The sequence below is a fragment of the Roseinatronobacter alkalisoli genome (genome assembly GCF_028745735.1).
In the GTDB taxonomy this organism is placed as follows: Bacteria; Pseudomonadota; Alphaproteobacteria; order Rhodobacterales; family Rhodobacteraceae; genus Roseinatronobacter; species Roseinatronobacter alkalisoli.
Window position 1 is genome coordinate 103,082 of the sequence record NZ_JAQZSM010000007.1, and the last position, 18,898, is coordinate 121,979.

The 18,898-nt window shown below is 61.7% G+C and carries 13 protein-coding genes and 1 tRNA gene; 9 read left to right on the forward strand and 5 right to left on the reverse strand.

Going from position 1 to position 18,898, the window contains the following annotated elements; genetic code table 11:
• Positions 1-8: 8 nt before the first annotated feature.
• The 3 genes from PUT78_RS09970 (at position 9) to PUT78_RS09980 (ending at position 3,051) form a co-directional block, all read left to right on the forward strand.
• On the forward strand, positions 9-1,490 hold the full coding sequence (locus PUT78_RS09970) for a heme biosynthesis protein HemY (protein WP_274352115.1): 1,482 nt from the start codon (positions 9-11) through the stop codon (positions 1,488-1,490).
• Positions 1,491-1,637: 147 nt separating this feature from the next.
• A tRNA-Thr gene (locus PUT78_RS09975) sits at positions 1,638-1,713 on the forward strand.
• A gap of 351 nt (positions 1,714-2,064) precedes the next feature.
• The gene (locus PUT78_RS09980) at positions 2,065-3,051 is read left to right on the forward strand and encodes a cytochrome-c peroxidase (RefSeq protein WP_274352116.1); all 987 of its coding nucleotides are present in this window, start codon (positions 2,065-2,067) and stop codon (positions 3,049-3,051) included.
• Between the two features lie 68 nt (positions 3,052-3,119).
• Here the strand turns inward: PUT78_RS09980 and leuB are convergent, their stop codons facing one another.
• Complete coding sequence (leuB, locus tag PUT78_RS09985; protein WP_274352117.1) at positions 3,120-4,223, reverse strand: 3-isopropylmalate dehydrogenase; 1,104 nt, start codon at positions 4,221-4,223, stop codon at positions 3,120-3,122.
• 130 nt (positions 4,224-4,353) lie between these two features.
• Here leuB and PUT78_RS09990 point away from each other — a divergent pair, with 130 nt between their 5' ends.
• The 3 genes from PUT78_RS09990 (at position 4,354) to PUT78_RS10000 (ending at position 8,090) form a co-directional block, all read left to right on the forward strand.
• On the forward strand, positions 4,354-4,539 hold the full coding sequence (locus PUT78_RS09990; protein WP_274352118.1) for a hypothetical protein: 186 nt from the start codon (positions 4,354-4,356) through the stop codon (positions 4,537-4,539).
• Between the two features lie 441 nt (positions 4,540-4,980).
• Positions 4,981-5,952 carry a glycosyltransferase family 2 protein gene (locus PUT78_RS09995; RefSeq protein WP_274352119.1) on the forward strand — a complete coding sequence of 324 codons (972 nt, stop codon included), beginning with the start codon at positions 4,981-4,983 and terminating at the stop codon, positions 5,950-5,952.
• A gap of 38 nt (positions 5,953-5,990) precedes the next feature.
• Positions 5,991-8,090: an NAD-dependent epimerase/dehydratase family protein gene (locus PUT78_RS10000; protein ID WP_274352120.1), complete on the forward strand. Its 2,100-nt coding sequence runs from the start codon at positions 5,991-5,993 to the stop codon at positions 8,088-8,090.
• A 377-nt stretch (positions 8,091-8,467) separates the two neighbouring features.
• Here the strand turns inward: PUT78_RS10000 and PUT78_RS10005 are convergent, their stop codons facing one another.
• The 4 genes from PUT78_RS10005 to PUT78_RS10020 all read right to left on the reverse strand — a co-directional run bounded on the left by PUT78_RS10005 (position 8,468) and on the right by PUT78_RS10020 (position 13,347).
• Complete coding sequence (locus PUT78_RS10005; protein WP_274352121.1) at positions 8,468-8,893, reverse strand: universal stress protein; 426 nt, start codon at positions 8,891-8,893, stop codon at positions 8,468-8,470.
• 24 nt (positions 8,894-8,917) lie between these two features.
• Entirely contained in the window at positions 8,918-11,599 is a 2,682-nt protein-coding gene (locus PUT78_RS10010; protein ID WP_274352122.1) for a TRAP transporter permease, read from the reverse strand.
• A gap of 120 nt (positions 11,600-11,719) precedes the next feature.
• Positions 11,720-12,685 carry a TAXI family TRAP transporter solute-binding subunit gene (locus PUT78_RS10015; protein WP_274352123.1) on the reverse strand — a complete coding sequence of 322 codons (966 nt, stop codon included), beginning with the start codon at positions 12,683-12,685 and terminating at the stop codon, positions 11,720-11,722.
• 248 nt (positions 12,686-12,933) lie between these two features.
• The gene (locus PUT78_RS10020; RefSeq protein ID WP_274352124.1) at positions 12,934-13,347 is read right to left on the reverse strand and encodes a VOC family protein; all 414 of its coding nucleotides are present in this window, start codon (positions 13,345-13,347) and stop codon (positions 12,934-12,936) included.
• Between the two features lie 565 nt (positions 13,348-13,912).
• Here PUT78_RS10020 and ileS point away from each other — a divergent pair.
• From ileS to PUT78_RS10035, 3 genes are all read left to right on the forward strand, one after another.
• Entirely contained in the window at positions 13,913-16,924 is a 3,012-nt protein-coding gene (gene ileS, locus PUT78_RS10025; protein ID WP_274352125.1) for an isoleucine--tRNA ligase, read from the forward strand.
• 74 nt (positions 16,925-16,998) lie between these two features.
• On the forward strand, positions 16,999-17,664 hold the full coding sequence (locus tag PUT78_RS10030) for an SDR family NAD(P)-dependent oxidoreductase (RefSeq protein ID WP_274352126.1): 666 nt from the start codon (positions 16,999-17,001) through the stop codon (positions 17,662-17,664).
• Between the two features lie 80 nt (positions 17,665-17,744).
• The gene (locus PUT78_RS10035; protein WP_274352127.1) at positions 17,745-18,848 is read left to right on the forward strand and encodes a pyridoxal phosphate-dependent aminotransferase; all 1,104 of its coding nucleotides are present in this window, start codon (positions 17,745-17,747) and stop codon (positions 18,846-18,848) included.
• Positions 18,849-18,898 lie beyond the last annotated feature (50 nt).

Genomic DNA, 18,898 nt, shown 5'->3' on the forward strand with positions numbered 1-18,898 from the left:
ACGTAAAGATGTTTTGGACGCTTGCAAAGATCCTTGTTTTCGTGGCCGTGGTCATCGGTCTTGCTTTCGGGGCGGGACAGTTGATGGACAGCGGGCAGACTGTCGGTCTGCGCATTGTCGATATGGAATTTGAACTTGGCCCGGTTCAGGCGGCTATCGCGCTGGGTCTGTTTGTTCTGGCGGTATGGCTGGGGCTGAAACTGCTGGGCCTGCTGGTATCGGTGCTGCGGTTCATGAATGGCGATGAAACCGCCCTGCGCCGTTTCTTTGCCCATAACCGCGAAAAACGCGGGCTGGATGCACTGCTTGCGGCGTTGCTGGCGCAGGCATCCGGTGATGGCAAAACCGCCGTGGCCAAGGCCGAAAAAGCGCATGCGCTGCTGAACCGGCCCGTCATTACCAGCCTGCTGATTGCGCAATCTGCCGAACTGAAGGGCAACCGCCCGCTGGCTGAAGAACACTACAAACGGCTGTTGGAAGACACGCGCAGCCGGTTTGTGGGGGTGCAGGGGCTGATCCGCGCCAAGCTGGAAGAAGGCGATACCGACAAGGCGCGCAAACTGGCGCAGAAGGCGCTGGACATGCAGCCCGCCCATGAAGCCACGCAAAATACGCTGCTGAAACTGCAGACTGATGCCGAAGACTGGCAGGGCGCGCGCAAAACCTTGCAGATCAAGAAATCCAGCGGCCACCTGCCGCGCGATGTTTACCGCCGCCGCGATGCCATTCTGGCCTTGCAGAATGCCGATGCGCTGGCCGCCACCGATAACATGACCCGCGCCCGCGAAGCCGCGATCGAGGCCAACCGCCTGTCGCCTGACCTGATTCCCGCAGCTGTCGCAGCAGCCCGCGCGCTGGTGGCACAGGGCAAGGGCGGTTATGCCGCGAAAGCCATCAAGAAAGCGTGGAAAGTGCAGCCACATCCGGAACTTGCCGCCGCTTTTGCTGCGATTGAACCGGATGAAACCCCGCTGCAACGGGTGAGCCGGTTCCGCAAATTGCTGGCGCTGCACCCGGATCATGCCGAAACCCGCCTGCTGAAGGCCGAATTGCTGATCGGGGCAGAGGATTTTCCCGCTGCGCGGCGTGCGCTGGGGGATCTGGCGACAACTGCCCCGACAGTGCGCGCGCTGGCCATCATGGCGGCCATTGAACGCGGTGAAGGGGCCGATGATGCCGTGGTGCGGGGCTGGCTGGCCCGTGCGCTGACAGCCAGTCGCGGGCCGCAATGGGTGTGTTCGAACTGCCAGCATGTGCATGCAGGCTGGCAGGCCATCTGCGACAATTGCGGGGCGTTCGACACGCTGGAATGGCGCGATGCGCCCGACAGTGCGGGGCCGTCCGCCACGCAAACGGAATTGCTGCCGCTGATCGTCGGCAGCCTGCCATCGCGCCCCGCCGCGCCGGACGATGCTGATGTGGTCGCGGGCGATGTCGTCATTGACGATGCCGAAGAAGCCGGAGAAACACCCCCCCCGAAACCCGCCTGAAGCCCGGGCGCGCGGTGCCATTTGTCCCCGGGACACCAGTGGAACCGCGCCCTTGCCAGACTGGTTTTCGGCCGCCATTTTTTGCCGAAAATGCATGAATTGGGGCTGGCCTGCATCGTGAACCGGTGCTAAAGACTGCGCCACGGTGCCGCTGTAGCTCAGCTGGTAGAGCACGTCATTCGTAATGATGGGGTCGGGGGTTCGAGTCCCTTCAGCGGCACCAGTTTTTCCGGCAAGATTCGGGAAAGAACAGGAAAAACTGACAAGCAATTTCCCCTTTCGCGCCTTATCACCGACCTTTTGGTGCTTGCCTGACATGAATCTGATCGTGCGCAACGGACATGCCCCGGACGGGCGGGGCCGAGGTTTTGCGGGAGCAGCCGCGAATGCGCCGGATCTGATGGAAGACTTGCGCGCCTGGCATCCTGCGCAGGCAGACATGACTGCGAGATCCATATTTAGAATTATTCCAGACTTTGACCTGCATCAATGCTGCGCGCGGCTGATGTCGCTACTGTAATGCTGACACGCGCGACGACAGCAGGCGGGCAGACGCCCGCATATGGAGGATCAGATGACCCCTGGAATTTTGCTGCGCACGGGCGCTACGGCACTGGTTCTGGCGGTGGGTGCAACCGCGCTGCACGCCGGTGATATTGCCGAATACATGGATTTCTTCGAACCGCTTCCGGCGCTGCCACCGATCCCGGCCGGCAATTCGCTGACTGCCGAGAAGATCGAACTGGGCAAGATGCTGTTCTTTGAACCACGGATTTCCGGATCCGGCGTGATCAGCTGCGCGACCTGCCACAACCCCGCACTGGGCTGGTCGGACCGCATTCCCACCGCTGTGGGTCATGACGGGCAGGTGGGCAACCGCAACACGCCCACTGTGCTGAATTCCGGCTTTCTGGAGTCGCAGTTCTGGGACGGGCGCGAACCTGATCTGGAAGGGCAGGCGCTTGGCCCGATTCAGGCTGAGATCGAGATGAACATGGAACTGGGTGCCGCCATCCGGCGCCTAAAGGAATTCGACATCTATCATGAGCATTTCGCGGTGGCCTTCCCCGGGGAGGATGACCCGATCCGCGCTGAAAACATCGCCTTCGCGATTGCCAGTTTTGAACGGACGCTGAACACCCCCAATTCGCCCTTTGACCGCTTTCTGCGCGGGGATGAGGGGGCGATGACCAGCCAGCAGGTCGATGGGATGAAACTGTTTGTCGATGCGGGCTGTGTGGCCTGCCACAATGGCCCCGCCCTGACGGACAGCAATTTCCACCGTTTCCAATTGCCGGGGTCAACCGATGAGGGGCGCTTTGTCGTGACCGGGGATGACGCTGATATGTTCGCCTTCCGCACGCCGACATTGCGCAATGTGGCTGTGACCTATCCGTATTTCAACAACGGGTCAGTGGACAGGTTGCAGGATGCGGTGCAGCTTATGGGCCAGCAGATGCTGGGACAGGATTTCAGCGATGATGAACTGGACAGCCTTGTGGCCTTCATGCATGCGCTGACCGGCGAAATGCCCGCTGTGACTATACCCGCGCTGCCATAGGTATTTGCGCCGGAAAATGCAGAACGCCCGCCGGGTTGTCGGCGGGCGTTTATTGCGCTTTGGGGGCGTTACAGGCTTGCGTCCAGTGCCTTGACGATGGCGTCACCCATGCCCGACGTGGTGACCGGCACCCCGCCTTCCGGCCCCATCAGGTCGGCGGTGCGCACACCATCGGCCAGCACCTGCTGGATTGCCGCTTCCAGACGCGCGGCTTCTGCGCCCTGATCGAAGCTGTAGCGCAGCGCCATGGCAAAACTCAGGATACAGGCAATGGGGTTGGCCTTGGCCTGACCTGCAATATCGGGGGCCGAACCATGCACCGGTTCATAGAGCGCTTTCGGGCGGCCATTGGCCATCGGCGCACCAAGGCTGGCGGATGGCAGCATACCAAGGCTGCCGGTCAGCATGGCCGCGCAATCCGACAGCAGGTCACCGAACAGGTTGTCGGTCACGATGACATCGAATTGTTTGGGCCAGCGCACAAGCTGCATTGCGCCGTTATCGGCATACATATGCGACAGTTCGACTTCGGGGTAATCCTTGCCCACCTCGATCACCACTTCGCGCCACAGAATGCCTGATTCCATGACATTGGCCTTTTCCATGGAACACAGCTTTTTGCCCCGGCGCATGGCCAGTTCAAAGGCTGATTTCGCGACGCGCGCAATCTCGGATTCAGTGTAGCGCTGGGTATTGACGCCGACACGTTCATTGCCTTCCTCGAATATCCCGCGTGGTTCACCGAAATAGACGCCCGATGTCAGTTCACGCACGATCATGATATCCAGACCGGCAACGACATCTTTTTTCAGCGACGAAAAATCTGCCAGCGCGTCGAAGCATTGCGCCGGGCGCAGGTTCGAAAACAAATCCATTTCCTTGCGCAGCCGCAACAACCCGCGTTCGGGTTTCACGCTGAAATCAAGGTTGTCATATTTAGGCCCGCCGACCGCGCCCAGAAGCACTGCATCCACGGCCAGCGCGCGCGCCATCGTGTCATCATGCAAGGGCGTGCCATGCGCGTCATAGGCGGCACCGCCGACCAGATCCTCGGAGACATCAAAGGCCAGTCCGCGTTTTGCACCGAACCAGTCGATGATCTTGCGCACTTCGGCCATGACTTCGGGACCGATCCCGTCGCCGGGCAGGATAAGCAGGGAAGGGTTGGACATGTCAGCTCCTCTAGCAGGTTTGGCTTTCGCTACCGTCAAGCATGGGTCAGGTCAAGGTGACGCGGGCTTTACTTTGGCCGGACGGGCGGATGTGCTATGATGCCAGATCACGCAGCATAGGGAGGGAAGCATGACACGACATCTGATCGATACCCCGCGCCAAGGTGCCGACACATCGCGTCTGGCGCGCTTCATCCGCATTGCCCGGATGCGGGGCCTGCATCAGGCCAAAGACGCCCTGTCGCGCCGGGCACCATTGCGCAGCATGACACGGCTGACTGTCTATAGCCGGATTGCGCGGGGCAAGGTGGTCTGATCGCGGTCGCGTATCGGAGGGGGGGGCATGTCCGGGTGGTTCCGGTTTGAAATGAACATTGAGGGCACGCCCGAAGCCCGCGCCAGCGGTGGGCCGGGGACTGCCGGTCCGGCATTGGCGGGATTCACTTTATGCTGGCTCCATATTCCGGCTTTCAAGGTGTGAGTCAGCACCAGCAAAACCGGCAGGCCGCGGGACGGCCCACCGGTGGCGCGTTTTCCGGGCTTTCGCCGCGCCACTGGCGCGACGGTCCCTTCAAACCCTGCGGCCTTGATTCCGCGCTTTTGGGATGTGCCAGGCAGTGTTTCAAACCAGAAACCGCCCCCAAACGCGCTGTTTCCGCCTGATCTGCATCCCCAAAACGCCGGATACCCCAAAGCGGCCTTCATTCCCCGCCGGATTATGCTAAACCCGCAACCATAAGGTGATGCGGGGCAGGTGATGGGTGCAGTTCAGTTTGATGCCATTGTGATTGGCCGCAATGAAGGGGACCGGCTGGTCCGTGCGCTGGCGCAGGTCACCCCCGAAGCCCGCCGCGTGGTCTATGTTGACAGCGGATCAACGGATGACAGCGTGGCACATGCCCGCGCCGCAGGGGCGCAGGTGGTGGACCTTGACCCCGCGCGCCCTTTCACGGCGGCGCGTGCGCGTAACGAAGGGTTTGCTGCATTGGGGGATGACCCCGCGGAATTTGTGCATTTCATCGATGGCGACTGCATTCTTGCCCCTGATTGGCCCGCTACGGCACTGGCGTTTCTGCAGGACCACCCGAAAGCGGCACTGGTGCATGGCTATCATATTGAGGATGCGCCTGATGCATCGGTCTATAACTGGCTGACGGATCAGGAATGGAAAATGGCCACTGGTCCGGACGCGCGCGGGCTTGGCACGTTCATGGGGCGCAGCGCGGCCTTTGCTGCAGTGGGTGGGTTCCGCGATGACATGATCGCGGCGGAAGATGATGAATTGTTCTTCCGCCTGCGCAAATCCGGCTGGCAGACATGGTGCGTCCCCGACCAGATGTCAGGCCATGATGTGCGGCTTCTGAAATTTGCGGGCTGGTTCCGGCGCATGATCCGCGCAGGGCACAGTTTTTCCGAACTGGGCGTGTTGCATTCCGGTGCGGCGCGCGCACCACGGCTGCGCGCGGTGTTCTGGGCGGGCGTGTTGCCGGTGCTGGCACTGCTGGGTCTGTGGCTGTGGCCACCGCTGAGCGCGCTGGTGCTTGCGCTTTATGCGCTGTCGCTGGCGCGGTTGTGGCGGCGCAGCATGGCGCAGGGACTTGCCCCTGACCGCGCCGTCAAGGCCGCAGCGCTGCTCGTCATTTGCAAATTTGCCAATCTTTACGGCATGGCAACCTATTGGATCCGCCGGTTTCGCCGCAGTGACGCCAAAATCATTGAATACAAGTAAACCGCTGGCGCAGAATCAGCGGATGTGAAGGGGGCAGAATGCCACAGCGGGAATTGACGGTCGGTCTGGTGGGTGCAGGCTATATTGCGCAATGGCATGCCAATGTGCTGGCGCAGATACCCGGTGTGCGGCTGGTGGGGGTGTGTGACCCTGCTGTCACCGCCGCGCAGGGGCTGGCGCAGGCGCATGGCGCACAGGCGTTTGACAGCCTTGATGCCATGATGGCCACCTGCGGCTGTGATGCCGTGCATATTCTGACACCGCCGCATCTGCATGAACCGCTGGCGCTGCAGGCGCTGGGGCATGGCGCACATGTGCTGGTTGAAAAACCCTTTGCCCTGTCGGTCAGTTCCGCGCGGGCGATGGTGGACGCGGCGCGCGGCGCAGACCGCCGGATTGCGGTCAATCACAATTTTCTGGGTCTGCCCGCCTACAGGCGTTTGCGCGCTGCCATGGATCAGGGGGTAGTCGGGCGTGTGGATCAGGCGCGCATTCACTGGCATTTCCCGCTGCAACCGCTGCGCACCGGGCCGTTCGGGTTGTGGATGCTGCAAAGCCCGGAAAACCTGATGCTGGAACTCGGCCCGCATCTGCATGCCTTCGCGTATGATCTGTTTGGCCCGTTGCAGGACATGTCCTTGCGGCTGTCGCGGCCCGTGACGCTGCCGACAGGGGTGGAACTGCCGCAGGGCTGGTGCGTGCAGGGCCGTGCGGGGGGCACCGAAATCACCCTGTCGGCGTCGCTGGTCGAAGGGGCGGATGACCGCTCGCTTTCCTTGCGCGGTGCGGCAGGGGCGGCGCGGTTGGATTTTGCCAGTGACACGCTGATTATTGACCGTGCAAACACATCCGATATTGTGCTGAACCCGCTGCGCGCGGAAGTCGCACGCGCGGGCGCGCATCTGCGCGAAGGGCTGCGCAATGCCGCCGTGCAGGCGCGGTCACTGAACCGTCGCCAACCCTATGCGCTGGGGTTTGAGGGGGTGTTCGCGGCATTCTACAGTGCCATTTCGCGCGACGAGCCTGTGCCTGCGGCGTTTTGCGGGGAAAGTGCCGTGGCGGTCATGCAGGATCTGGAACATGTCACAGCGCAATTGCCCGCCAGACCGGCTGCGCGCCCTGCACCCGCCGCTGATCCATCCCGGCCAGAGGTTCTGGTCATCGGTGGCACGGGGTTTCTGGGCCGCGAACTGGTGGCGCAGCTTGCGGCCGCAGGTAAGCGCGTGGGGGTGTTAAGCCGCGCGCGCGCCAACCCCTTTGCCGGGCTGGACGGGCAGGTGCAGATGGTGGCCGCATCCGTTCACGACAGGGACGCGCTGCAACAGGCCATGGCGGGGGTGGAGTGCGTCTATCACCTTGCCCGCGCGGAAGAAGCCACATGGGATGGTTACCTGAAAAACGATGTCGGCGTGACCGAAAACCTGGCCCGTGCGGCGCTTGGCGCGGGGGTGAAGCGCTTTGTCTATACTGGCACAATCGCCTCCTATGATGCCTCGCGCCCTGAGCGCACCATTACTGAAGACACCGATTTCGGCGATATGTCGCGCCGAAATCTTTATGCGCGGTCCAAGGCGCTGTGCGAAGCGCGGCTTCTGGCACTGCACCGCAGCGACGGGCTGCCGTTGGTGATCGCGCGCCCCGGCATTGTGGTGGGGCCGGGCGGGCCGTTGCAGCATTGGGGGATTGGTCGCTGGCATGGGGCAGGGGCCGTGCGCATCTGGGGCAACGGGCGCAACACGCTGCCATTCGTGCTGAACGAAGATGTGGCGCGCGCACTGGTTCTGATGGCACAGAAGGACGGGATCGACGGGCAGTCCTTCAACCTTGTCGGGCCGCCCTTGCTGTCGGCGCAGGACTGGTTTGACGCGATTGCCGCCCATACCGGCACAAGGATTGCCGTCTCAAAGGGTAATCTGGTGCTGTTCTGGGGCATGGATTGGGTGAAATATACGCTGAAACGCTATGCGCTGGGGCGGGGCGGGCTGGAACAGCCGCTGCTGGCCGACTGGCGGTCGCGCGCGCATCTGTCGCCCTTCGCCAATAGCCGCGCCTGTCAGGTGCTGGGCTGGGCGCCGGAAGCAGACCGTGCGGCATTCATCCGCAAGGCGCTGGACCCACAGGCGCTGTTCGGGTTCTGATGCGCAGATTCTGCGTTGCGCAGGATGGCGTGCGTCGAAATGGATCTGCAAGGGTGTTGAAGCTAGCCTGAAGGGGACATTGGAGAGCGCTAAAAGCGCGGAGCAAAGGCCGATAGGGTTTGAAGGGACCGTCGCGCCAGTGGCGCGGCGAAAGCCCGGAAAACGCGCCATCGGCGGGCCGTCCCGCGGCCTGCCGATTACGCAGATGTCACGCCAAGCCTTGAAAGCCGGAGTATGGAGCCTGCATAAAGTGAACTTCTCCCACGCCGGACCGGCAGACCCCGGCCCACCGATAGCGCGGGCTTGATCCGGGCACGAATATCCCCTTCAGGCCAGCAACCGCCCGCGAAGGGGCCGTGCATCAACCCGCGCACACGCTAATCGCGCACCACATAAACGGATTGCTTTGCATGGCGCACCACCCGCGCGGCATTCGGCCCCAGCAGGTAATCCTTCGCTTCGGGGCGGTGGGCGGCCATGACAATCACATCCACATCCAGCTTGTCGGCTGCACGCAGGATTTCGTCATAGATATTGCCGTGCAACACATGCGGATGGACATCCACTGATCCGGGCACATTGTCGCGCACCCATTTGCGCATGGCTTCGGTGAATTGCATCAGTGCGGCCTGTTCAAACCCTTTCTGAAAGAACGCGCCGACCATCGACAGGCCGAAATCCGGCAAGACGCTGACGACATGCAATTCGCCCCCGTCGCGCAGCATCTTCTGCGCCTCGCCCATGGGTTTGACCCATGATGCGGGATGCGACATGTCAATGGGCAACAGGATTTTCATGGCCATCAGTCTTCCCCCGGGTGTTGCGGCCTAGAAGGCCGGTTGCGTCTGCCTGCGCCGTTGCAACAGGATCACCCCCAGAAGCAGCAGCAACGCAGGAATGAAGAACACATGTGCGGGCATCCGGTCTGCAGGGCGCAACACGGCGACCAGTTCAACCGGATCAGCGGCATAGAAATCGAAATCCTGCAAGGCCGTCTGATAGGGCGTGCCGAACATGGGTTCATCCAGCGCAACCCCGTCATCACCGGGCATCAGCAAAAACCCGGTGGCATTCAAGCGTTGCTCAGGCGGCGTGTCATCCACAGGCAGCGACAATGTCAGGCTGCGCATCTGCCCGGTGGCGAAATCCGGTCCTTCGATTTCAACGCGCAGGTTGCTGCCTGCGGGCAGATCACGCAAGACCTGTTCGAATTCGGCCCCGGCCACGCGGTCGAATTCCGGCTGCACGCGGTCCAGCCAGAAATTCGGCACAAACAGCGTGAAGGCCACCAGCAGCAGCGCCGCTGATTCATGCCATCTGGACCGCGCAAGGAAATAACCCTGCGTGGCGGCAGCAAACAGCAACATCGCAATCGTGGCCACCACGAAGATGAAGGCCGCGTGTAATATGCCCGCCGTTGTCCCAAGATCCACGCCATAAAGGATCAGCGTCGGGTTATAGATGAACAGGAACGGCAGGGCGAGGGTGCGCAGGCTGTAGAAAAACGCCTGAAAACCGGTCTGGATCGGATCGCCCCCCGACACTGCCGAGGCCGCGAAACTCGCCAGACCCACGGGCGGTGTCACATCGGCCATCAGCCCGAAATAGAAGACGAACAGATGCGCCGCGATCAGCGGAATAAGCAGCCCTTCCTGTGCGCCAAGGCTGACCACAACCGACGCCATCAGCGACGACACAACGATGTAATTCGCCGTGGTCGGCAGGCCCAGCCCCAGGATCAGTGAAAACACACCCACCAGCAGCAGCATCAGGAACAGATTGCCAAGCGCCAGGAATTCGACCAGCCCGGCCAGTTCAGTGCCGATGGGGGTGCGGGTGACAGTGCCCACGATGATACCTGCCGCCGCTGTGGCCACGCCGATACCGATCATATTGCGCGCGCCCGCAATCAACCCTTCGATCAGGTCATTGAAGCCCGCGCGCGCCTGTTCCATCATATCGCCTGAACGGCGGAGCAAGGCTTTCAGCGGGCGCTGCGTGATGATGATGAACAGCATCATGGCCACTGCGAAAAAGGCCGATTTGGCGGGCGATTGCCGTTCAATCATCAGATACCAGATCAGCACAAGGATCGGCAGCAGGAAATGCAGCCCTGTCGGCACGACCTCTTTCATGACGGGCATTCTGATTTCTTCGGCGTGGGGATCGTCCATTTCCAGATCCGCGCGCTGCGCGGCAACATAGATCGCGCCCAGATACACCGCCAGAACCGCGGCCAGCGTGACCGCATCGGAAATGCCCGGTGCGACAGTGCGCAATCCGTTGACACCTGCGACCACCGCATAGAAGGCCAGACCCGCAATCACGAAGCCGACAAAGACTTTCAGGAACATCTGCGTCAGGCTGCGCGATGGCCCCAGCGCCTTCATGCCGGATTTCAGCGCTTCCAGATGCACGATATAGACCAGCGCGATATAGGAAATCACTGCCGGAATGAAGGCATGCTTGATGACTTCCAGATAGGAAATGCCGACGAATTCCACCATCAGAAACGCCGCAGCGCCCATGACCGGCGGCATGATCTGGCCGTTGACGGAACTGGACACTTCGACCGCGCCCGCCTTCTCGGATGAAAAGCCCACACGCTTCATCAGCGGAATGGTGAATGTGCCGGTGGTCACCACATTGGCGATGGATGACCCCGAAATCAGCCCGGTGGCAGCTGACCCGACAACGGCAGCTTTCGCAGGGCCGCCCCGCAGATGCCCAAGCCCCGCAAAGGCCATCTTGATGAAATAATTGCCCGCGCCCGCCTTGTCCAGCAGCGAGCCGAACAGCACGAACAGGAACACAAACGCCGTGGATACCCCCAGCGGAATGCCGAACACGCCGACATTGGTGTCATACCATTGGGTATTGATGATTCCGTTGAAGGACCGGCCCGAATGTTCAATCAGTTCCGGAATCAGCCAGCCGGTGCCGAAATAGGAATAGGCCAGAAACAGTGACCCCACGATCGTCAGCGCCGGGCCAAGCGCGCGGCGCGACGCTTCCAGCAGCAACACAAGGCCGACAGACCCGATGATCACCTGCGGATAGATCACATCAATCTGCCAGCCAAGGATGTTCCAGTCGGCCTGCCACTGGATCAGCCTGCCCTGACGGGCGGTATTGGAAATTTCGCGCGAGAACCAGAAAACGTAAAACGCCGATCCCGCCGCCACGAAGGCCAGAACCCAGTCCAGCAGCGGCACGCGGTCGCGCGGCGAGGATTTGAACGCCGGATAGGCCAGAAAGGCCAGAAACAGCGCGAATGTCAGGTGCAGCGGGCGCGTCTGATCGGACCCGATGATGCTTAGCCCCGGTATTTTCGGGGCAAGGGCGAATTGCGGGTCTGCAATCCATAACTGAAACAGCGACCAGACCAGCGCAACAGCGGAAATCAGCAGCGCAACGGCACGGTTTTTCGGATTGCGTGCGCCCGAATCCGTGCTGGCAACCAGATCCTGAAGCTCGGAATCACTGAAACTGCGTCCCTGTTCCGCCATGACCAAACCCCCTGTCATATGTTACTTATGTTTGGAAATGCCCGCACTCTTTTTGGTCCGGGTGGCCCTGACGGGCATGGAAATGGTGCGGGCCGTATCTGGCCCGCACCGGTATTAACTTCAGTCGATCAGGCCCGCTTCGCGGAAATAGCGTGCCGCGCCATCATGCAAGGGTGCAGACAGACCATCGCTGACCATTTCTTCGGGGACCAGATTCTCGAATGCCGGGTGCAGACCACGGAAAGTGTCCATCCCTTCGAAAATGGCCTTGGTCACTTCATAGACCACCTCTTCGGGCACATTGGCAGAGGTCACGAAGGTTGCGCCGACACCAAAGGTGGTCACATCCTCATCAGAGCCGCGATACATGCCGCCCGGAATGGTCGCCATGCGGTAATAGTCGCGGTCATCGACAAGGGCGCGGATGGTGTCGTTGTCAGCGTTGACCAGAACCGTGTCACAGGCGGTCGTGGCTTCCTGAATGGCGCCGGACGGGTGGCCGACAGTATAGACGATGGCATCAATATTGTTGTCGCACATCGCCTGTGCCTGCTCGCCCGCTTGCAATTCAGACACGACAGCGAATGTGCTCATGTCCCAGCCCATGGCTTCCATCACCACTTCCATGGTGCCGCGCTGGCCGGAACCGGGGTTGCCGATATTGACGCGCTTGCCTGCCAGATCATCGAAGCTGGTGATGCCGGAATCGCTGCGTGCGACAACAGTGAAGGGTTCAGGATGCAGCGAGAAGACCGCGCGCAGGTCTTCATGCGGGCCATCTTCTTCGAAGCTGGAGCTGCCGTTATAGGCATGGAACTGCCAGTCCGACTGCGCCACACCGAATTCCAGCTCGCCCGAACGCAGCGCGTTGATGTTGAAAATCGACCCGCCGGTCGATTCCACACCGCAGCGGATGCCATGTTCAGCGCGGCCTGCATTTACCAGTCGGCAGATCGACCCGCCCGCCGGATAGTACACGCCCGTGACACCGCCGGTGCCGATGGAAACGAAGGTCTGTTGTGCCAATGCGGTGCTGCCCATCAGTGCGCCGACGGTCAGCACCCCTGCTGTGAAAATCTTGTTCATGTATACCTCCAAGGATTTGCGATCTCTTGTCGCGTGTCGTTGGGACGATGCGCTGGTATCCGCGTGGAACCGCGCGGCCCAATGCCTTCAATGGACACCAGCCCTGATAAGGAGTCAACCCGCAGCGTAGGGGTATGAGCCGCCCCACAACTTGAAATCGCACGGAAAACTTTTGTGCAGGGCGGGGATGCGCATAGCCTTTGGCCGGGCATGCTGTCATCCGCAGCAGTCATGACAGCATGCGGCGTTCAGGTGGCAAAAATCCCTGATGTACCGGCAAAGCCCTTCACCTCGATCGGGTTGCCGGACGGGTCGCGGAAAAACATGGTCCATTGCTCGCCGGGTTGCCCCTCAAAGCGCAGGCTGGGCGGGATGATGAATTCCACACCCGCCGCTGTCAGGCGGTCAGCCAGCGTGCGGAAGCGTGCCACATCCAGCACCAGCCCGAAATGCGGCATTGGCACCATATGGTCCCCCACGCGGCCTGTGGGTGCATTGGCGAAGGGTTCGCCCTGATGCAGGCTGATCTGATGGCCGAAGAAATCGAAATCAACCCATGTGTCGGTGCTGCGCCCTTCGGTGCAGCCCAATATGCCGCCGTAAAAAGCGCGCGCGTCATCCAGATCGCGCACATGATAGGCAAAATGAAAGGGCATCAGCATTGGGGGTATCCTTATGTTGCGGGGTGAATGTTACAGACTGCGCGCAAAGCCGCGCCAGCGGTGGGGGATGGAGCAGCCTGAAACCATCCATTCGCGGGTGGTGCCGGTCTGAAACGGGTGGTGGCGAATCCCAAAGCGCGGAACAAGGGCGAAGCCCGCCGCGCCACCGGTGGGCCGTCCCGCGGCCTGCCGGTTTTGCTGAGGTCATGCCAGGCATTGAAGGTCGGAGTATGGAGCCTGCATAAATTGAACTCCTATAGCGTGGGACCGGCAGACCCCGGCCCACCGCTGGCGCGGGCTTTGTGCATGACACCCACCATTCGCGTCAGACCCATAATTCAACCCGCTTCGGGATTTCACCAATCATCCCCGCACACTAATGCGACCATACCGCCGCATCAAGCATTTCGCCCTCTGGACGCTGCGCGCCATGCCACCTATAAGGCGGCCCATGTTCGGACCATGGATCATTCAGCGAATTAGCGTCCCGGCACTCTGACGCGCCCGGAGTGCCGGGTTCCCTTTGGCGTCTGCATGTTTTCCCCAATTCGCAAGGTATCCGAAAATGACCGACACTCCTGATTATAAAGACACGCTGTTCCTGCCGCAGACCGAATTCCCCATGCGCGCAGGGCTGCCCCAACGCGAACCCGACTGGCTGGCGCGCTGGGAACGGCTTGGCATTTATGACCGGCTGCGCGCAGGGGCGCAGGGGCGCAAGCCCTTCATCCTGCATGACGGCCCCCCCTATGCCAATGGCCACCTGCATATCGGCCACGCGCTGAACAAGGTGCTGAAGGATTTTATCACCCGCTCCCAGCAGATGATGGGGCGGGATGCGCGTTATGTGCCGGGCTGGGATTGCCACGGCCTGCCGATTGAATGGAAGATCGAGGAACAATACCGCGCCAAGGGGCTGGACAAGGATGCGGTGGATATTGTCGATTTCCGTCAGGAATGCCGCCGCTTCGCCGAAGGCTGGGTCGATATCCAGCGCGAGGAATTCAAGCGCCTTGGCGTCACCGGCAAATGGGACAAGCCCTATCTGACGATGGATTACCACGCTGAAGCGGTGATCGCCGATGAGTTCATGAAACTGCTGATGAACGGCACGCTGTATCAGGGGTCCAAGCCCGTGATGTGGTCACCCGTTGAGAAAACCGCGCTGGCAGAGGCGGAGGTGGAGTATCACGACAAGGAAAGCTTTACCGTTTGGGTGAAGTTTCCGGTGGTTTCCGCGACAAACACGCCGTTTTTTACGCCATCTGGTGCTGGTGGCGAATTAACAGAGGAAGACAAAGCCGCTGCACTGGCAAAACAAAAGGAGCCTGAGGGCGCTTCAGTGGTCATCTGGACCACCACCCCCTGGACCATCCCGTCGAACAAGGGTGTCGTCTATGGCGCGGATATTTCCTATGGTCTTTATGAAGTGATTGACACGCCCGAGCAATGCTGGGCCGAGGTGGGCGAACGCTTCATCCTTGCCGACAAGCTGGCCGATGCAACTTTCGCCCGCGCCCGCCTGACCGAAGGCCAGTGGCGGCGCGTCGCCGATGTGACACAGGCGCAGCTTCAGGGCATCACGCTTGCCCACCCGTTGGCCGGGGCCGAAGGCGGAAAGGAAGAATGGGACGACCCCCGCGATTTCCGCGCTGCTGCTTTCGTGACCGATGAGGAAGGCACGGGTTTTGTCCATTGCGCACCATCGCACGGGATGGAGGAATATGAGCTTTACCGCGATCTGGGGATGCTGCCGCAGGTCATCACCTATAACGTCAACGATGACGGGCGCTTCCGCGATGGTCTGTCGTTCTTTGCCGGCAAAGCGATCCTGCGTGATACGCCCAACAAGAAGAATAAGGACAACCCTTGGGAAGGGGATGCCAATGCAGCGGTGATCGACAAACTGGTGGAAGTGGGCGGCCTGCTGGCGCGCGGCAAGATCAGACATTCCTACCCGCATTCGTGGCGCTCCAAAGCACCGGTAATCTATCGCAACACGCCGCAATGGTTCGCGGCCATCGACAAACCGCTGGATGATGGCATGGGCACGCATGGCGACACCATTCGCGCGCGCGCGCTGGAGTCCATCGACAGGCTGGTGAAATGGACGCCGCAGACCGGGCGCAACCGGCTTTATTCCATGATCGAAGCGCGGCCAGACTGGGTGTTGTCGCGCCAGCGCGCATGGGGTGTGCCGCTGACCTGTTTTGTCAAAACCGGCGCGAAACCCACCGACCCGGATTTCCTGCTGCAAGATGCGGCGGTGAATGCCCGGATCAAGGCCGCGTTTGAAGACCATGGCGCGGATGTCTGGTATACGGACGGGTTCAAGGAACGGATGCTGGACGGGCTGCATGACCCCGACGCCTATACCCAGGTGTTCGATGTACTGGACGTGTGGTTCGATTCAGGATCCACCCATGCGTTTGTGCTGCGTGACCGCGAAGATGGTGCGCCGGACGGGATTGCGGACCTCTATCTGGAAGGGACCGACCAGCACCGGGGCTGGTTCCATTCATCGATGCTGCAAGCCTGCGCGACCAAGGGCCGCGCACCGTACCGCGCTGTCGTGACCCACGCCTTCACGCTGGATGAGAAGGGCATGAAAATGTCCAAATCCCTTGGCAATACCATCGTCCCGGAGGAGGTGGTCAAGCAATACGGTGCCGACATCCTGCGGCTGTGGGTGGCGCAGACCGATTATGTGCATGACCACCGGATCGGTCCGGAAATCCTGAAAGGGGTGGCCGACAGCTACCGCCGCTTGCGCAACACCATGCGCTTCATGCTGGGCAATCTGGACGGGTTCACTGACGCCGAGCGCGTGGCCCCCGCTGACATGCCGGAGCTGGAACAATGGGTTCTGCACCGGCTGGCGGAACTGGATACGCAGGTGCGCAAGGGCTATGCCGCCTATGATTTTCAGGGTGTGTTCCAGAAGCTGTTCACCTTCGCGACCACGGATCTGTCGGCCTTCTATTTCGACATCCGCAAGGACACGCTCTATTGCGATGGCCCCAACAGCCCCCGCCGCCGTGCCGCGCGCACGGTGTTGGACCTGCTGTTCCACCGCCTGACAACATGGCTGGCCCCTGTACTGGTTTTCACCATGGAAGATGTGTGGTTATCGCGCTTCCCCGGTGACGATGCATCCGTGCATCTGCAGGATTTCCCCGACACGCCGGCAGACTGGCTGAATGAACCGCTGGTGCAGAAATGGGCGGGCATCCGCGCTGCGCGCCGCGCGGTCACGGCCGCACTGGAAATCCAGCGCCGCGACAAGGTGATCGGCGCATCGCTGGAAGCGGCACCTGTGGTGCATGTGCGCGATGCGGGCGTGATGGCGGCGCTGAAATCAGTGGATTTTGCCGATATCTGCATCACATCTGACCTGATCCTGACGCCGGACCCCATCCCGTCAGAGGCCTTCCGCATGCCCGAAGTTGAAGGGGTCGGTGTGGTGTTTGAACGCGCAGACGGGCAGAAATGCCAGCGCTGCTGGAAGATCAGCCCGGATGTGGGCAATCACAAACACCCCGGCACCTGCGCGCGGTGTAACACTGCACTGGGCTGAAACGCGGGCGCGGGCGTGACTTGCCGCCCCCGCGCCCTATCTGCGCGCCCCATGGCAACAGGGGGGCGCAGGCCATGAAACGGGCGTTGGTAATTGGTGCGTCTGGCGGAATAGGCAGCGCGCTGGCCGCCGCCTTGCAGGGGCAGGGCTGGCAGGTGACGGGCCTGTCACGCAGCAAGGACGGGCTGGACATTACGCGCGAGCCGTCGGTTGCCGAACACATAGGCGCGCTGACCGGCGTGTTTCAGCGCATTGTCATTGCCACCGGCGCGCTGGAAATTGACGGCCACCGCCCTGAAAAGGCACTCAAACAGATCGACCCGGCGGCGATGGCTGCGCAATTTGCGCTTAACGCCATCGGGCCGGCGCTGGTGCTGAAACACGCGGCCCGGTTGCTGGCACGCGATGAACCGGCGGTTCTGGCGGCATTGTCGGCGCGGGTGGGGTCCATCGGCGACAATCGCGCGGGCGGCTGGCACAGCTACCGTGCCGCCAAAGCCGCGTTGAACCAGATCATCCGCTGTGCGGCAATTGAACTGGCCCGCACGCATGGGCAGGCCGCTTGCGTGGCGCTGCATCCGGGCACCGTGGCCACGCCATTTACAGCGAAATACCTTGACCGTCATCCCACCGTTGCGCCCGATATGGCCGCGCAACGCTTGCTGGCGGTCATGGACGGCCTGACCCCTGCTGACACGGGCCAGTTTTTCGATTACGCGCGAAAGCCGGTGCCATGGTGAAACCGGGGCCGGCGGCCTGCCATGCGCGCCGCGTGATCAAGGCACTTGCCGCTGGGCTGCGGCTCGCCTATCCCTAGGGCATGAACACACCGCGCTATACCGAATTGCTGCAATCACTGCCCGCCACTGTGCCCTTTGTCGGGCCGGAGGCCCATATGCGTGCCGCCGGTCGCCCGTTTGCGGCGCGGCTGGGGGCCAATGAAAGCGGCTTTGGCCCGTCGCCGCGCGCTGTGGCCGCAATGCAGGCCGCGGCATCCGATGTCTGGATGTATGGCGACAGCGAATGCCATGATCTGCGCCACGCACTTGCCGCGTATCATGGGGTGGGGGCGGAAAATATCATCATCGGCGAAGGGATCGACGGGTTGCTGGGCCTGGTGGTGCGCATGCTGGTGGACAAGGGCGATCCGGTCGTCACATCGGACGGGGCCTATCCGACCTTCAATTACCATGTGGCGGGGTTTGGCGGTGTGCTGCACAAGGTGCCTTACCGCGATGATCATCAGGACCCTGCAGCCCTGCTGACCCGCGCGGAAGAAACCGGCGCGAAACTGCTGTATTTCTGCAACCCCGACAACCCGATGGGAAGCTGGCATTCCGCGCGCATTGTCCAGCGCATGATTGATGCGGTGCCCGACGGCACGCTTCTGGTGCTGGACGAAGCCTATGTCGATGCTGCCCCGGATGGGACAGCGCCCGCGCTGAACCCGGATGATGCGCGTGTTATCCGCATGCGCACATTTTCCAAACTATACGGCATGGCCGGGCTGCGGGTGGGCTATGCCATTGGCGCGGCCCCGCTGATTGCCATGTTCGACCGCATCCGCAACCATTTCGGCATGGGGCGCATTGCGCAGGCGGGCGCGCTGGCAGCCCTGCAGGACCAGGCGTGGCTGGCCCATGTGCAGGCACAGCTTGACCGCGCACGCGCGCATCTGGCGCAGATTGCTGCTGATAACGGCTTGCACGCGCTGCCATCGGCCACGAATTTCGTGACCATGGATTGCGGGCGCGACGGGGATTTCGCGCGCGCGCTGCTGCGCGAATTGATGGCGCGCGATGTGTTCGTGCGCATGCCATTTGTCGCGCCCATGGACCGCTGCATCCGTGTCAGCGCAGGCCCGGAGGCGGATTTGCAGGTTTTCGCGCGCGTTCTGCCGGAGGCATTGCGCGCCTGCGCCTGATCCGTCACGCAGACGTGTCTTTCCTTCCGGTTGATGGAAGGTGCTATTGC

Excerpts from the sequence above, each read along its gene's own strand:
- PUT78_RS09970 (WP_274352115.1), top strand. The coding sequence starts at position 9 with ATGTTTTGGACGCTTGCAAAGATCCTTGTTTTCGTGGCCGTGGTCATC.
- PUT78_RS09980 (WP_274352116.1), top strand. The coding sequence starts at position 2,065 with ATGACCCCTGGAATTTTGCTGCGCACGGGCGCTACGGCACTGGTTCTG.
- leuB (WP_274352117.1), bottom strand. The coding sequence starts at position 4,223 with ATGTCCAACCCTTCCCTGCTTATCCTGCCCGGCGACGGGATCGGTCCC.
- PUT78_RS09990 (WP_274352118.1), top strand. The coding sequence starts at position 4,354 with ATGACACGACATCTGATCGATACCCCGCGCCAAGGTGCCGACACATCG.
- PUT78_RS09995 (WP_274352119.1), top strand. The coding sequence starts at position 4,981 with ATGGGTGCAGTTCAGTTTGATGCCATTGTGATTGGCCGCAATGAAGGG.
- PUT78_RS10000 (WP_274352120.1), top strand. The coding sequence starts at position 5,991 with ATGCCACAGCGGGAATTGACGGTCGGTCTGGTGGGTGCAGGCTATATT.
- PUT78_RS10005 (WP_274352121.1), bottom strand. The coding sequence starts at position 8,893 with ATGGCCATGAAAATCCTGTTGCCCATTGACATGTCGCATCCCGCATCA.
- PUT78_RS10010 (WP_274352122.1), bottom strand. The coding sequence starts at position 11,599 with ATGGCGGAACAGGGACGCAGTTTCAGTGATTCCGAGCTTCAGGATCTG.
- PUT78_RS10015 (WP_274352123.1), bottom strand. The coding sequence starts at position 12,685 with ATGAACAAGATTTTCACAGCAGGGGTGCTGACCGTCGGCGCACTGATG.
- PUT78_RS10020 (WP_274352124.1), bottom strand. The coding sequence starts at position 13,347 with ATGCTGATGCCCTTTCATTTTGCCTATCATGTGCGCGATCTGGATGAC.
- ileS (WP_274352125.1), top strand. The coding sequence starts at position 13,913 with ATGACCGACACTCCTGATTATAAAGACACGCTGTTCCTGCCGCAGACC.
- PUT78_RS10030 (WP_274352126.1), top strand. The coding sequence starts at position 16,999 with ATGAAACGGGCGTTGGTAATTGGTGCGTCTGGCGGAATAGGCAGCGCG.
- PUT78_RS10035 (WP_274352127.1), top strand. The coding sequence starts at position 17,745 with ATGAACACACCGCGCTATACCGAATTGCTGCAATCACTGCCCGCCACT.